The organism is Rhodoluna limnophila (assembly GCF_005845365.1).
In the GTDB taxonomy this organism is placed as follows: domain Bacteria; phylum Actinomycetota; class Actinomycetes; order Actinomycetales; family Microbacteriaceae; genus Rhodoluna; species Rhodoluna limnophila.
The window spans coordinates 708,877-723,141 of sequence record NZ_CP040509.1 but is presented as its reverse complement, the minus strand read 5'-3'; the positions used below and the strand labels follow the sequence as shown (position 1 = coordinate 723,141).

The 14,265-nt window shown below is 52.5% G+C and carries 12 protein-coding genes; 4 read left to right on the top strand and 8 right to left on the bottom strand.

The genetic code is table 11. The features are described from left to right. Positions 1-15: 15 nt before the first annotated feature. Positions 16-1,440, bottom strand: coding sequence for a type I glutamate--ammonia ligase (gene glnA, locus FFA38_RS03505; RefSeq protein ID WP_138275420.1), 1,425 nt, complete (start codon positions 1,438-1,440; stop codon positions 16-18). Positions 1,441-1,581: 141 nt separating this feature from the next. On the opposite strand from glnA, the gene FFA38_RS03500 reads away from it, so the two are divergent. Next, positions 1,582-1,971 (top strand): RDD family protein, encoded by a 390-nt coding sequence (locus tag FFA38_RS03500; RefSeq protein ID WP_138316000.1) that lies wholly within the window; start codon positions 1,582-1,584, stop codon positions 1,969-1,971. A 23-nt stretch (positions 1,972-1,994) separates the two neighbouring features. Here the strand turns inward: FFA38_RS03500 and FFA38_RS03495 are convergent, their stop codons facing one another. The 6 genes from FFA38_RS03495 to FFA38_RS03470 form a co-directional block, all read right to left on the bottom strand. Further along, a complete protein-coding gene (locus FFA38_RS03495; RefSeq protein WP_138315544.1) occupies positions 1,995-2,693 on the bottom strand; it encodes a DUF4191 domain-containing protein in 699 nt (232 codons plus the stop codon). Positions 2,694-2,716: 23 nt separating this feature from the next. Next, on the bottom strand, positions 2,717-3,712 hold the full coding sequence (lipA, locus tag FFA38_RS03490; protein ID WP_138275417.1) for a lipoyl synthase: 996 nt from the start codon (positions 3,710-3,712) through the stop codon (positions 2,717-2,719). After that, entirely contained in the window at positions 3,709-4,344 is a 636-nt protein-coding gene (gene lipB / locus FFA38_RS03485; protein WP_138275416.1) for a lipoyl(octanoyl) transferase LipB, read from the bottom strand. The genes lipA and lipB overlap by 4 nt, the downstream gene beginning before the upstream one ends. Positions 4,345-5,094: 750 nt before the next feature. After that, positions 5,095-6,465 (bottom strand): 2-oxoglutarate dehydrogenase, E2 component, dihydrolipoamide succinyltransferase, encoded by a 1,371-nt coding sequence (gene sucB / locus FFA38_RS03480; RefSeq protein WP_138315543.1) that lies wholly within the window; start codon positions 6,463-6,465, stop codon positions 5,095-5,097. 29 nt (positions 6,466-6,494) lie between these two features. Further along, positions 6,495-7,871, bottom strand: coding sequence for a dihydrolipoyl dehydrogenase (lpdA, locus tag FFA38_RS03475; RefSeq protein ID WP_138315542.1), 1,377 nt, complete (start codon positions 7,869-7,871; stop codon positions 6,495-6,497). Positions 7,872-7,919: 48 nt separating this feature from the next. Continuing rightward, positions 7,920-9,404 (bottom strand): leucyl aminopeptidase, encoded by a 1,485-nt coding sequence (locus FFA38_RS03470; protein ID WP_172955994.1) that lies wholly within the window; start codon positions 9,402-9,404, stop codon positions 7,920-7,922. Between the two features lie 39 nt (positions 9,405-9,443). Between FFA38_RS03470 and FFA38_RS03465 the strand changes: the two genes are divergently transcribed. Then, complete coding sequence (locus FFA38_RS03465; protein WP_138315540.1) at positions 9,444-10,361, top strand: proteasome assembly chaperone family protein; 918 nt, start codon at positions 9,444-9,446, stop codon at positions 10,359-10,361. 1 nt (position 10,362) lies between these two features. Here the strand turns inward: FFA38_RS03465 and FFA38_RS03460 are convergent, their stop codons facing one another. After that, positions 10,363-11,211, bottom strand: a complete 849-nt coding sequence (locus FFA38_RS03460) for an SDR family NAD(P)-dependent oxidoreductase (protein ID WP_138315539.1) — start codon at positions 11,209-11,211, stop codon at positions 10,363-10,365. Between the two features lie 67 nt (positions 11,212-11,278). Between FFA38_RS03460 and FFA38_RS03455 the strand changes: the two genes are divergently transcribed. Beyond that, positions 11,279-12,529 (top strand): MFS transporter, encoded by a 1,251-nt coding sequence (locus FFA38_RS03455; protein ID WP_138315538.1) that lies wholly within the window; start codon positions 11,279-11,281, stop codon positions 12,527-12,529. A gap of 182 nt (positions 12,530-12,711) precedes the next feature. Further along, on the top strand, positions 12,712-14,265 hold the full coding sequence (locus FFA38_RS03450) for an RNA polymerase sigma factor (protein ID WP_253786103.1): 1,554 nt from the start codon (positions 12,712-12,714) through the stop codon (positions 14,263-14,265).

Here is a 14,265-nt window from a genome sequence, read left to right as displayed (position 1 = left end):
TCCTTTTTTAGTTGATTAGCAACCGAAGTACAGCTCGAACTCGTATGGGTGAGGACGAAGAGCAAGAGGCTTGATTTCGTGCTCGCGCTTGTAGTTGATCCAGTTCTCGATTAGGTCCTTGGTGAACACGCCGCCCTCTAGTAGGTAGTCGTGGTCTGCCTCAAGTGCCTTAAGAACATCTTCAAGGTTTCCAGGAACCTGAGGAATAAGTGCTGCTTCCTCTGCCGGTAGCTCGTAAAGGTCCTTGTCAACAGGCTCGTGTGGCTCGATGCGGTTCTTGATACCGTCAAGACCAGCCATAAGCATTGCTGCGAACGCTAGGTATGGGTTAGACGATGCATCAGGAGCGCGGAACTCAATGCGCTTTGCCTTAGGGTTTGTTCCGGTCATCGGGATGCGGATGGCAGCTGAACGGTTACCAGCTGAGTAAACAAGGTTTACTGGCGCTTCGAAACCTGGAACTAGGCGGTGGTAGCTGTTTACGGTTGGGTTGGTGAATGCAAGCAGTGATGGAGCGTGCTTCAAAATACCACCGATGTACCAGCGTGCTAGGTCTGAAAGACCGCCGTAGCCTGACTCGTCGTAGAACAATGGCTTGCCATCTTTCCAAAGAGACATGTGAACGTGCATACCTGAGCCGTTGTCGCCGAATAGTGGCTTCGGCATGAAGGTGGCAGTCTTGCCCCAACGCTCAGCTACGTTCTTGACGATGTACTTGAACTTCAGGATGTCATCTGCAGATGAAAGTAGGGTGTCGAACTTGTAGTTGATCTCACCCTGGCCTGCAGTACCAACCTCGTGGTGGCTGCGCTCTACCTCTAGTCCTACTGCAAGAAGCTCTGAAACAATGTCATCGCGCATGTCAGCGTGCTTGTCGGTTGGGGTAACTGGGAAGTATCCACCCTTGTAAGGGGTCTTGTTAGCTAGGTTACCGCCGGCCTCTTCGCGACCTGAGTTCCAAGCAGCTTCATCTGAGTCAACAAAGTGCATTGAGCCGTTCTGCTTGTACTCGTAGCGAACGTCATCAAAGATGAAGAATTCAGCTTCTGGAGCAAAGAATGCGGTGTCTGCGATGCCGGTGGTTGCAAGGTAAGCCTGAGCCTTCTTGGCAGTCTGGCGTGGGTCGCGACCGTAGATTTCACCGTTACGTGGGTTGTAAACGTCGAAGATCATAACCAGAGTCTTCTGAGCACGGAATGCATCGATGTATGCGGTGCCGACGTCTGGGATGAGCTGCATGTCTGACTCATTGATTGAGGCAAAGCCGCGGATCGATGAACCGTCGAACAACTGACCATCGATGAAGAACTGCTCATCGATCATCGCTGCTGGAAGGTTGAAGTGCTGCTGAACACCAGGTAGGTCGGTGAATCGAACGTCAAGGAACTTTACGTCGTTGTCCTTGATGTACTTAACAACCTCTGAGGCAGTCTTGAACATAGGGGGAATCCCTTCAAATGGTGGATGGTGGAAACTCTGGCACATCATTACGCCATCAAGAAAAGTCTATCTTTTCGCGCCGTGCTCGCTAACCAGCGAATGTTTCAGCCATGTAAAACTTTTGAGTAGGCTCGACGTGTGATGACAGAAAAACTGTGGGCCGGAAAGCGGCTAGGCCTCCCAGAACAGGGCACCGGATCCCTCGCAAAGGTTCCAAGGAGAGTTTTTGGGCTTTGTATTGACTGGGGGATTTCGCTGCTAATCTCTGCCGGGTTGTTCGCCGGCGATAACCTAGCCACCCTGGTTGCCTTTGGGTTGATGCAATGGCTAATGGTTGCCACGCTCGGTGCGAGCTTCGGTCACATGGTTTGTCGAATGCGTGTTCTTAGACTGGGGCATCCATACGTCGGATTCAGAGCTGCATTTTTGCGTGTTTCGATGATCTTGCTGATCATCCCGGCAATTGTTTGGGACAACGATAATCGCGGTCTACACGACAAATTGGCGGGAACAGCGTTAGTACTGCGCTAAAAACACTCCGCTAGAAGCTGCGATTACTTGCGTGATGCGCGGATTTTTGCAGGATCCATTCCCTTTGGAATTGGAATGTTCATACCAAGTGAAGCCAGACGCTTGTCGACCACTGAAACCTCAGACCGGTTCAGAACTTTCTTAAGTTTGTATAGGGACTTCTTCAAGTCGTAAATTCGCACTGAATTCTCATCGGTGCCGACAATAATGGTCTGAATCGGCGCACCCGGAGCGATTCGTGAAACCTTCTTGCGCTCATCTTCGAGCAAAGGCTGCACGCGTGACTTTGGACCCTCGCCAATCAAGACGATTCCGCCCGGACCGATGGTGCGGTAGACGGCATCGCGCGTCTTGCCGTTGATTGCAACCGGCATCTCGCTACCGCGCCAGTTACGGCGCAGTCCATTGGCCACAACTGCGCCAACTGCGCCCTGTTGACCTTCGATTTGCATGTACGCCACGCGCTCGGCCTTGCGAGACATGACAATCATCGCGACCAAAATGCCCGAGAGAACTCCGGTAATGCTGAATAGAACCAGGTTAGTCACGTTGCCCGGAGCAGTCACGGCGCTAAATGTGATGGCTGCCAAAACGGTGAGCACAAACCCAAGGGACGCCCATAGTACGGAAGTCTTGTCGCCCTTGGCGGTCATTACATAGACGCGCCAAAGCTGACGCATTTGACCAGGTGCTTTTTGAGTTTTGGTGTCTTTTTTAGCCATTGAATAACCTTATCGCGAAGTTTCTAGTGAACTGCTTGTCCAAAACCGCTTTTCGCAGCAGCCTCGGCTAGATGACTGAGATGGGCGGGGATTTCAAAGCCCTTCTTCTGCATCGTTTGAGCCCAGAGTCGTCCGGCGCGATAGGAACTGCGGACCAGTGGCCCCGATAGAACCCCAAGGAATCCGATTTCCTCGGCTTCTTCGGCCATTTCTGCAAACTCAATTGGCTTTACCCATCGGCTGACTGGGTGGTGCTTAGGTGTTGGTCGCAGGTACTGGGTAATGGTGAGGATGTCAGTTCCGGCGTCAAACAGGTCCTGCATGGCCTGCGAAATCTCTTCGCGGGTTTCTCCCATGCCAAGAATGAGGTTGGATTTGGTCACGAGACCATAGTCTCTAGCCTGCGTAAGTACATCAAGTGAGCGCTCATAACGGAAAGCAGGTCGAATCTCTTTGAAGATTCGTGGAACCGTCTCGACATTGTGAGCAAAAACCTCTGGGCGCGCGTCAAACACTTTTCCAAGAAGTTCCGGATTCCCCGAGAAGTCAGGAACCAGAATTTCAACACCCGTACCCGGCGATTGCTGGTGGATTTGGCGGATGGTTTCGGCATACAACCAAGCACCTTCATCCTCAAGATCGTCTCTGGCAACTCCAGTGACGGTTGCGTATCGAAGTTCCATCTGTCGAACCGAATCGCCCACGCGCCGCGGTTCATCTGCGTCAAAAGCGTCTGGCTTACCAGTGTCGATCTGGCAGAAATCGCAGCGTCTGGTGCACTGAGACCCACCGATCAGAAATGTTGCCTCGCGGTCTTCCCAACACTCGAAGATGTTTGGGCATCCTGCCTCTTGGCAGACGGTGTGAAGGTTCTCGCCTTTTACCAGCTTCTGTAGGGCTTGATACTCAGGTCCCATATGCGCCGTGGTCTTGATCCATTCCGGCTTCTTTTCGATTGGTACTGAGCTGTTGCGAGCTTCGATTCTCAGTAGCTTGCGCTCGGGTTTTTGTTCGGTCACAGTTCGACCTTGCCAATCTCTTTGAGGTGTTTTTTTACAACTTCGGCCGCCATAGCGGGGGTGATCTCTCGCCCTAAAAGTTCGGTGAGTGTGCTGGTTTTAGCGTCTCTGATGCCACAAGCAATGATTGTTTCATAGGGATCGAGTGAATTATTGCAGTTGAGAGCAAACCCGTGCATTGTGGTGTGCTCCGCTACGCGAATGCCTATTGCAGCCACTTTGACATGGCTTCCATTCAGAGGTGCCCACACCCCACTTCGCCCCTCGACTCGCTCTGTGATCAGGCCAAACTCGGCGCAGGTTTTTATAAGAACATCTTCGAGCCATCGGACATAGCCGACAACATCAATAGGTCTTGGGAGTTTCATAATCGGATAGCCAACCAGCTGACCCGGACCGTGCCAAGTGATTTTTCCACCGCGGTCAACATCTATTACAGGGGTGCCATCAACTGGGCGCTCCGAGTCTTCTGTGCGCTTACCAGCGGTAAATACCGATGAATGTTCAAGCAGGATTACTGTGTCTGGGATTTCATGGGCAACAACCTTGCTGTGGATCTCACGCTGCAGTTGCCATCCCTCTTCATAGCCGACCAAATCAGGGCTAAGTCCGGCGGTGAGAAAGTCAGGCATTTGTTAAGTCTAAACTCGCCCCCCGCCGAGTATGTTCCCTAATTCTCAACAGTTTTGCTTCATGCGCCCAGACGGGATGAGACCGCGAGCATGATGAGTGCATGGTCCACCTCTCACCTAAGCCAAACATCCGGGGTATTCCCAAGAAATCCTTGCGCCGATACTCACGGGGTTTCAAGTACACCGGTCCAAATGGGGGAGTAATGTTACGCCGCTCGGTGCTTACTCCTTGGGCTGTTTATTTGTACCAGGATGAAAACCTTGTTGACATACTGCGATGTCGGTCCGGCCGCATTTGGCTCATGTCGAGCGAACCAGGTGAGGTCCGCACTGTGTCACCCAGTAGGTACTTGCGTGGCTGGCGCTTGTTTCTGGCACTGCCCATAGCGCTGGTTTCAGCACTCTTGGTAATCGCGGCATTTCCTTGGGAAATCGAGAGCGGGCAACAAATGCATCCGATGCCGGTTGTAAGTGCCCATTCCAAGTCTGCGGAAAAGCCCCCGCTGGGGCTTTGCGAAGCCGCCAGTGATGATTTAAAGTCCGTTGGGTCACTCCTGAGGGAGGGCTCTGGATTCAGAGAAGTTAGCCGAGTAGATCTCGGCGGTTTACGCCTGCTTGTGGTCGAGGTTGACTGTGCGGAGGGCCCCAGAATTTTGAAGGCAACGCTAGTAAAGAGTGGCTCTACCTGGCAGTTAAAAAAGATTGCCCGGTAGCAGATCTACCGGGCAATCCTGAGAACCAAACTGACCGCTACAGGCCTAGCAAGCTCTCAAAGTTTGCTTCTTCTAGGCGTGTCTTGACATCAACCAAGAAACGGCTGGCGTCAGCGCCATCGACCAAGCGGTGGTCATAAGACAACGCCAGGTAAACCATGCTGCGAATTGCGATGGCGTCCTGACCGTTTGAATCGGTTACAACTACAGGGCGCTTGGTGACGACGCCGGTTCCGAGAATCGCGACCTGAGGAAGGAAAACAACTGGAGTGTCGAAGAGTGCTCCTCGTGAACCGGTGTTGGTCAGTGTGAATGTTCCGCCGCCGAGTTCATCAGGCTTCAGCTGGTTGGCACGTGTACGGCCGGCTAGATCGGCGATCTGCTGGGCGGTCTGCATGATGTTCAGGCTTGCTGCATCACGGATAACCGGGGTGAGCAGTCCCTTTTCAGTGTCAACCGCAAATGAGATGTTCTCGGTACCGTGGTAAACAATGTTGTCGCCATCGATTGTTGCGTTTAGCTTCGGGTGAACGCGAAGGGCCTCGGCCGCGGCAAGAGCAAAGAATGGCATGAAGTTCAATTTGCCACCAGATTTGGCAACGAAGTCGGCCTGTACACGCTGTCGGAGCAAAGCGATCTTGGTGACATCCACCTCAACAACCGTGGTCAGCTGTGCCGTAGAGACCATAGACGCAACTGCTCGTTCGGCAAGTACCTTGCGTAGGCGAGACATCGGAGCAGTGGTTCCACGAAGCGGTGACGCCTCGGCAGGGGTGTGAATTGGCGCAGACGGAGCAGCTTGAACAGCCTGTGTAGGCGCTGACTGAGCGGCGAGAACGTCATCCTTACGGATACGACCACCAACGCCAGTGCCAGCGATTTGGGTCAAGTCAATGCCGGTCTCATTAGCCAGCTTGCGCACCAGTGGTGTCACGTAGCCAGCATCTGAAGTAACTGATGGAGTGGTCACAGCTGGAGCCGGAGCAACTGGTGCCACTGGAGCAACCACAGGAGCTGCAACAACTGGAGGAACAACTGGTGCAACTGGAGCAGCAACAACTGCTGCAACCGGTGGAGCAACAGGCGCTGCAACAACAGGGGCCACAACTGGCTCAGCTGCAACCGGAGCTGCCGCTGGCGAGTCTGCAACTGGAGCAGCGGCAGAACCTGAACCGTCTCCAATTACTACTAGGACCGCGCCAACCTGAACGGTTTCGTCTTCTTGAACCAAAATCTGCTCAATAACACCGGCGACTGGCGAAGGAATCTCGGTATCAACCTTGTCGGTGGAAACCTCTACTAGAGGTTCGTCTACGGCAACGCTGTCACCGACCTTCTTTAGCCAACGGGTAACAGTTCCCTCGGTCACGCTTTCACCCAGCGCTGGAAGTACTACTGATTCACTCATTTAATGCTGCTCCTTGTGGGAAATATTCTTTATGCGTGGGCGTGAAGTGGCTTGCCGGCGATGGCTAGGTGAGCCTCTCCGATTGCTTCATTCATGGTTGGGTGGGCGTGTACCAGGGTTGCGACATCCTCAGGATAAGCCTCCCAGTTCACAATAAGTTGTGCTTCGCCGATCTGCTCGCCGACACGTGATCCAATCATGTGAACGCCGATAATCGGACCGTTGTTGCGACGAACTAGCTTGATGAAGCCGGCGGTGCCAAGAATCTGGCTCTTGCCGTTGCCACCGAGGTTGTACTCGTAAGTAGAGATGTTTTCGGCACCGTAAGTTTCGGCCGCCTTTGCCTCACTCAAACCGACAGAGGCAATCTCAGGCTCACAGTAGGTGACCTTTGGAATTCCGTTTTCATCGATGACTGCTGGCTTGAGCCCAGCAATCTCTTCTGCGATGAAAATACCCTGCTGGAATCCTCGGTGAGCCAGCTGAAGGCCCGGAACAATGTCGCCTGCTGCGTAAACGCCTGGAAGGTTGGTCTGAAGGCGCTCGTTGGTGAGGACATATCCTCTGTCCATGTGCACGCCCTGCTCTTCATAGCCGAGACCAGCAGTGTTTGGGCCACGCCCGACAGCAACAAGCAGTAGTTCTGCCTCAATCGCTTCGCCAGACTCCAAGCGAACGATCACGCCGTGCTCGTTCTGGTCAACGCCAGAGAATCGAACACCAGTCTTAAAGTCAATGCCGCGCTTGCGGAATGCGCGCTCCAAGGCCTTGCTAACTGATGCGTCTTCATTAGGTACCAGTGAAGGTAGGCCCTCAATGATTGTGACTTCGGCTCCGAAAGACTTCCAGATAGAAGCGAATTCAACACCGATGACGCCGCCGCCGAGAACGACGACCTTGTTTGGGACAAAGTTCAACTGGAGCGCGTGCTCTGAAGTGATTACACGGCCGCCGATTTCTAGGCCTGGAAGTGTTCGACTGTATGAGCCTGACGCGAGAACAATGTTCTCGCCGGTGTAGTTATCGCCGTTGACCTGAATAGTCTTAGGGCCTACTAGGCGGCCTTCTCCTGAGACAACGGTGATGTTCTTTGATCCGACCAAGCCGGTTAGACCTTTGAAGAGGCGGTCAACAATTGAGTTTCGGTAGTTGTTGACGGCTGGCATGTCAATTGAGCCGAAGGTAGCCTGAACACCGAAGTGAGCTGCTTCTTTAACATTGTCGGCAATTTCCGCAGAGTGAAGCAGTGCTTTGGTTGGGATACAACCACGGTGAAGGCAAGTTCCGCCTAGTTTGTCTTTCTCTACCAGAGCAACGGTTTTACCCAATTGTGCTGATCGTAGGGCGGCTGCATAGCCACCACTTCCTCCACCAAGGATTACAACGTCAAAGTTGTGGTCGGCCACTTATATCTCCATCTCGCGAATACCCTCAAACTTTACTATGTTTCGCGACTAAACCTTTGAGGCCAGTCGCTTTATCAAAACGACCATGGTTCGGACCATTGTTCCGGTGGCACCCTTTGGTGTGAAGCCGTAGGGGCCAGATGAGTTGTCTGATGGTCCGGCAATGTCGAGGTGTGCCCAAGAAATTCGTTTGGACGGATTCCTTTTCTCGAAGCCAACAAACTCACGAAGAAATAGCCCGCCGATAAGCATTCCGCCAGCACGGTTGCCGATCTTCACATTCGCTATGTCAGCGATGTCAGAATTCAGTAGCGGGCGTAGTTCCTGTGGCAGGGGCATGTGCCAAACGGGTTCGGCCGTCTCTGACGCTGCACCTTTTACTAGGTCAACAGCTTCCTCATCGCCCATCAAACCGGCCGTACGATTTCCGAGCGCAATGGTGGCTGCTCCGGTAAGGGTAGCGATGTCAACGATTAGGTCAGGATGCTCCTCGCTGGCGGCCGAGAGGCCATCAGCCAGGACTAGCCGTCCTTCTGCATCTGTGTTGAGAACCTCAATGGTCTTTCCATTACGAGCCTTTATAACGTCGTTTGGTCTGGTTGCTGTACCCGATGGCATGTTTTCGGCTAAGCATATCCAGCCCGTCACTCTGGTCTTTACGCCCAACTGCGCCACCGCAATTATCGACTGCAATACGGTGGCTGCTCCGGTCATGTCGTACTTCATTCCAACCATTGACTCAGCAGGTTTCAGACTCAAGCCGCCAGTGTCGAAGGTGATTCCTTTTCCAACCAGAGCAAGGTGCTTTTTGGCACCCCTAGGTGCGTAAGTAATTTTTAGGAGGCGTGGAGGCCTGGAGGATCCAGCACCAACGGCAACGATTCCTCCAAAGCCAGCCTTAGCCAAGGCCTTCTCATCCCAGGTTTCGATGGATAGAGGTAGCCCTTTAACGGATTTTTTGGCATGTGCCTCAAACGATGCTGGGTACAAGTCATTGGCCGGCTGGTTAACCAGGTCGCGCGCAACATGGACGGCTTGGCAGGTCAATTCAATTTCAGTAAGTGCCGCTGCAGTTACCTTGGCTGATGACACAACAGTGAGCTTCTTAACCACAGTCTTAGACGCATCCGACTTATAAGAGTTGTACTCGTACAACCCGAGGGAAAAACCCTCAATGAGATTCAATACAGCGTTCGCATCCAGGTCTGGGAGTGCAACTACTACTTCCGAAAATCCCTTGCAGCCGCGAGCAATTACGCCTCCAAGCTGGCGAAGTTTGTCTTCTGGTGCCAGGTCAGCATCTAGGCCGACCAACCCAATTACTGAACCCAAAGGGCCGGGTATAAGTGTGAGCGATTCGAGGTTTGCCTTCACTCCCAAAAGTTCAAGCTTTTGCCCGGTAAGTACGTCCAAGTTCAAATCTGCTGAAATCAAGGCCAGCTCTTTAGGAGTCTTAGAGACACCACATACAATCACCGAACCCTGTTTGGCCGTAGGAATTTTGGCGGTGACTTGGACCTTGAAGTTATTCATAATGACCATGTTAATCGGCCGAAAGTTAGGATTGTCGTCATGACTCAGGAACAAGACCTTTACACCTACGCCGTAGATCCTGCGAGCATACCTCCGGGGCTCAGTCTGTTGGCTGGATTCAGTGGCTTCACTGATGCTGGGCATGTTCTAACCCAGATGTCTGATCACATTTTTTCTTCGCTTTCTCACGAACTCGTGCTGCGATTTAGTAACGACGATTTACTTGACTACCGCTCAAGAAGACCAGTTATGTACTTCGAGCGCGATCACATCGCCGACTACGAGCCGGCAACCCTGGGTCTGTATCTTGTTCATGACGAAGCAAATCAGCCGTTCCTCTACCTGCATGGCTATGAGCCCGATTTCCGCTGGGAGAACTTCACCTTTGCGGTTCAGGAAATAGTGGAAGATCTTGCGGTGAAGGATTTCACGTGGGTGAACGCTATTCCTTTTCCAGTTCCACACACCAAACCTGTCGGCGTAACTGTCTCAGGTAATCGAGCCGAAATCATTGCCTCAGTTTCAGAGTGGAAGCCTCAAACCCAGGTTCCAGGCAACGTTCTGCATTTGATCGAGTTCAAACTCTCGGCGATTGACTTACCTATTGCTGGGCTCGTGATGCTTGTTCCTCATTACCTTTCAGACACCGATTATCCTCAGGCTGCCGTCAAGGCATTCGAGCAAGTATCCGCTGCCACCGGTCTAGTTTTCCCCACTGACAGCTTGCGAGAGTTAGGCGATGTAGTCCTTGGGAAGATCAACGAACAGGTAGAGAAGAATGAGGATCTGGCCAAGATGATTTCGGCTCTTGAGGCGGGTTACGGCTCTGAATCAAGTGGCCCAATTAGAGCACCGATGGTCAAGCCAGAATCGCGCATTCCATCTGCAGAAGAAATCGCCGAAGAACTTGAGAGCTACCTGGCAAATCGTCGAAAAAACTCAGCCGACGAGGATTGACCTAATCAGGTCTTAATTCAGCGGCTAGATACCTTCGAATCTCTCCGAGAGAGTCGGACCAAATATCACCCTTGTCGAGAGCAGAAACTACTGACTCAGGTAGATTCACCTGAGTCGGAGGACCCCAAAGTTGGAAATACTTTGGTCCCCAGTAGACATCGGCTTCGGAGAAGCACGCTGATATGACCGGCTTGGCTCCCTTAGAAGCCGGTTGGGCCAATACAATCTCCGCCGCTCTGATCAACTTTGTGCCGTAGGCTGACGCCCTTGTAAAACCCGGGTGAGCCATGGTCACTGTGATGTCTAAGTTGTTTTCAGCTAAGACTTTTCCCAGATTGATAGCGGTGACCAGATTCGCGAGTTTGGAGTCGCGATAGGCAACACCGGGGGACTGCGACTCGTAGTCATTCAGAACCGTTCCTGCGCTCCTTCGCGCAACGATGGAGGAAACAAATACAATCCGTGCGCCGTCTCTTCCGCGATTTACCAAGACCTGCGACAAAAAGAGGTGGGCTATGTGGTTTACACCGATGTGCCATTCGAATCCCTGCTTCGTGGTTTTGAAAGGGCGTTCAACCTTTGCTCCAGCGTTATTCACCAGCAGGTCCCATTTTCTGATACCTAGCCAGCGGCTGAAGAAGCGCACCGACTCCAGGTCAGATAGGTCCAGCTCAACCCACTCAACCTTGGCGTTGCTCGCAGCTACGGATAGCCTCTCCAATGCCAAATCGGCCTTGAATTTTGAGCGGCCGGTTATGACAAGGTCAAAGCCTGCTTTTGCCAAAGCAATTGCAGTTTCTAAGCCGATTCCCGCAGTGCCTCCGGTGACGATTGCCAGTTTTTTGCTCATCTAGTCAGCGTAGGACTTCAAGTGCTGTCATGATGGCAGAGTGAGAAATTCGCGAGGTTCCTGGGTTATGGCTGCCGGGGCCTTTGCCTACCTCCTCGCAGTGACTAATCGAAGCAGCCTTGGTGTGGCAACGCTTGAGGCTTCCGAAAGGTTTGCGGTTTCAGCTGCCCAATTGTCAACCCTGGCTGTTGCCCAGTTGGCGGTATACGCCGCCATGCAGGTTCCAGTTGGCCTACTCCTTGATCGCTACGGGGCACGCATCCTGTTGGTTCTTGGTTCAGTACTAATGAGCGTTGGTCAGATTTTGGTGGCAGTCAGTGTCGAAATCTCACCTGCAGTGGTAGGTCGAATGCTCTTAGGCATGGGGGATGCGTTCATTTTCATCTCCATGATCCGGCTCATTAATGGTTGGTACTCGGGAGCCAAGGCCTCACGTCGCCAGCAGCTGCTTACCAACATTGGGCAGTTGGGGCAGGCAGTATCAGCGATCCCGTTTGCGGCTCTACTCCATCTACAAGGTTGGTCGATTGCGTTTTCAACGCTCAGTATCGTGACCCTGTTGCTGGTGGTTGTGAGCCTGGTGGTTGTAAGGGATGATCGTGAGCCCGATGTTCATCACCACAAGGTCAAGTCACTGAAGAGTGTATTCAGTACGCTCCTTGTAAATAGCCGCCATCCGGGGGTTCGAATGGCATTTTGGACGCACTTCACACTCCAGTCGGCAACATCAGTTTTTATCTTGCTTTGGGGATACCCATTTTTAGTAAATGGTCAGGGACTATCGAAAGAATTGGCCTCACTCATCATTGGGTCGTTCGTCATTATGGGTTTCATGGTTGGCCCATTAGTGAGCACCGTGTGTTCCAAATACCCTGCGATTCGCGATAGGGCAGTTGTGGTGGTTTCGCTAGCCATCGTCCTCGCTTGGTCGCTCACCATTTTTGGTCCGGAAAGAGTTTCGTCGCTTACGCTGGCTCTTCTAGTTGTCGTGCTTTCGTCTAGCGCACCCTTTTCTATGATTGCCTTCGACTACACCCGGACATTTGTCAAAAAGTCCTCGCTTGGAGCAACTAACGGGCTGGTGAACATCGGTGGGTTTCTGGCCACATTCATGGCCATGTTTGTCGCGGGTCTTATTTTGGATGCCGTTCAACAGTCTCAAAATTCTGCTGGTCTCGACGTAGGTCTCTACACAGCTTTGGGATTCAGGTGGGCTATGAGTGTTCAATTTGTAGTCGTTGCCATTGGTCTAACGATGTATCTAGTTGAAAGAAAAAGCCTTCAACGACTCCTAAGGGCAGGAATAACCGGGGTCTAAGAGGTGTTCTAGACTTCGACGAACTTGAAACGCAGTCCAAATTAGTGGATTTGTCTGGATTCGTGTCATAATTGTCACTTAGACCCAGTCTGTCGCATTTGCGGATTTGACATGGGTCTTAGTAATGCCCGAAACGGTGCGTGCGATCCCGCTCGTGAGGCGGGGGATGTCGAGAGGTAGAAGTGGCTAAGCAATCTAATGATTCTGTGCCGGGCAAAAAACGGGGGTTTCTAGCTAGCTTTTTACACCCAAATGAAAAGTCGTCGGGGGACACAGCAACAATCAGTAAGGAACCTGAGACCATTAGCACTCCAGTTAAGACCAAGGCCCAACCAAAGGCTTCAACCGAGGCAGCAAAGCCAGCTGCTGCAGTCAAGCCAAAGAAGGCCGTGTCGGCAGCTACCGAGGCGCCGGCTGCCGTGAAGGCCCCTGCGAAGCCTAAGGCAGCAGGTAAAACGACAGCAAAAGCAAAGGTTGAAGCAGTCGTTGAGGTTAATGATCTTGACGCCGTTGTCGAATCTGAGCCAAAGGCAAAGAAAGCCGCACCGAAGGCAAAGGCCGCAACGAAGGCCAAGGCTCCAAAAGCAGCAAAGGCCCCTAAGGGTCTCGGCGATGATGCCGAAGAAGAAGAGATCGATGACCTTGAGTCAGTCGAAGAGATCGTAGCTGAGGCAGCTTCAGCAGTCGACATCGCAGCGGTTGATGATGAACACCACGATGACGAGCACGAAGAAACCGAAAAAATCGTTGTTCCTGAGGGCGCTTTGGTTCTTTCGAATCGTGAAGAAGATGACATTCCGGTTCAGACCACAACCATCACCGGTGCGACAGCTGACCCGGTTAAGGACTACCTAAAGCAGATTGGAAAGGTAGCCCTACTTAACGCAGAGCTTGAAGTTGAGCTTGCTAAGCGAATCGAAGCTGGCCTTTTTGCCGAAGAGAAATTAGCTTTGGCAACCGGTCTAACGCGAGAAGAAGAGCGCGACCTCAAGTGGGTTGTCAAGGACGGTCAGCGAGCTAAGAGCCATCTTCTAGAGGCAAACCTGCGTTTGGTGGTTAGCCTTGCTAAGCGCTACACCGGCCGCGGTATGCAGTTCCTAGATCTAATCCAAGAGGGTAACCTCGGCCTTATCCGTGCGGTAGAAAAGTTTGACTACACCAAGGGCTACAAGTTTTCGACCTATGCAACCTGGTGGATTCGCCAAGCGATCACACGAGCGATGGCCGACCAGGCGCGAACCATCCGAATTCCAGTTCACATGGTTGAGGTAATCAACAAGCTTGCTCGAGTCCAGCGTCAGTTGCTTCAGGACCTCGGTCGCGAACCGACTCCTGAAGAGCTAGCGAGAGAACTTGACATGACTCCTGAGAAAGTCGTTGAGGTTCAGAAGTATGGGCGCGAGCCAATTTCGCTCTCGACTCCATTGGGTGAAGACGGCGACAGCGAGTTCGGTGACCTTATCGAGGACACCGAAGCGGTTGTGCCAGCAGATGCGGTTGGTTTCACAATGCTTCAGCGTGAGCTTGAGCGAATTCTTGATTCACTACACCCGCGTGAAGCAGGCGTGATTAGAAGTCGCTTCGGTCTTGGTGACGGCGTTCAAAAGACTCTTGATCAGATCGGTGAGGAATTCGGGGTTACCCGTGAGCGCATTCGTCAGATCGAGTCGAAGACAATGTCTAAGTTGCGCCACCCATCGCGCTCACAGATGCTTCGCGACTACCTAGAAAACTAA

Bases quoted from the DNA above. Each gene is read 5' to 3' on its own strand.
- lipB (WP_138275416.1), bottom strand. From the start codon at position 4,344: ATGCCTGACTTTCTCACCGCCGGACTTAGCCCTGATTTGGTCGGCTAT.
- sucB (WP_138315543.1), bottom strand. From the start codon at position 6,465: ATGAGTGAATCAGTAGTACTTCCAGCGCTGGGTGAAAGCGTGACCGAG.
- FFA38_RS03495 (WP_138315544.1), bottom strand. From the start codon at position 2,693: ATGGCTAAAAAAGACACCAAAACTCAAAAAGCACCTGGTCAAATGCGT.
- FFA38_RS03455 (WP_138315538.1), top strand. From the start codon at position 11,279: ATGGCTGCCGGGGCCTTTGCCTACCTCCTCGCAGTGACTAATCGAAGC.
- glnA (WP_138275420.1), bottom strand. From the start codon at position 1,440: ATGTTCAAGACTGCCTCAGAGGTTGTTAAGTACATCAAGGACAACGAC.
- FFA38_RS03465 (WP_138315540.1), top strand. From the start codon at position 9,444: ATGACTCAGGAACAAGACCTTTACACCTACGCCGTAGATCCTGCGAGC.
- FFA38_RS03470 (WP_172955994.1), bottom strand. From the start codon at position 9,404: ATGAATAACTTCAAGGTCCAAGTCACCGCCAAAATTCCTACGGCCAAA.
- FFA38_RS03460 (WP_138315539.1), bottom strand. From the start codon at position 11,211: ATGAGCAAAAAACTGGCAATCGTCACCGGAGGCACTGCGGGAATCGGC.
- FFA38_RS03500 (WP_138316000.1), top strand. From the start codon at position 1,582: ATGACAGAAAAACTGTGGGCCGGAAAGCGGCTAGGCCTCCCAGAACAG.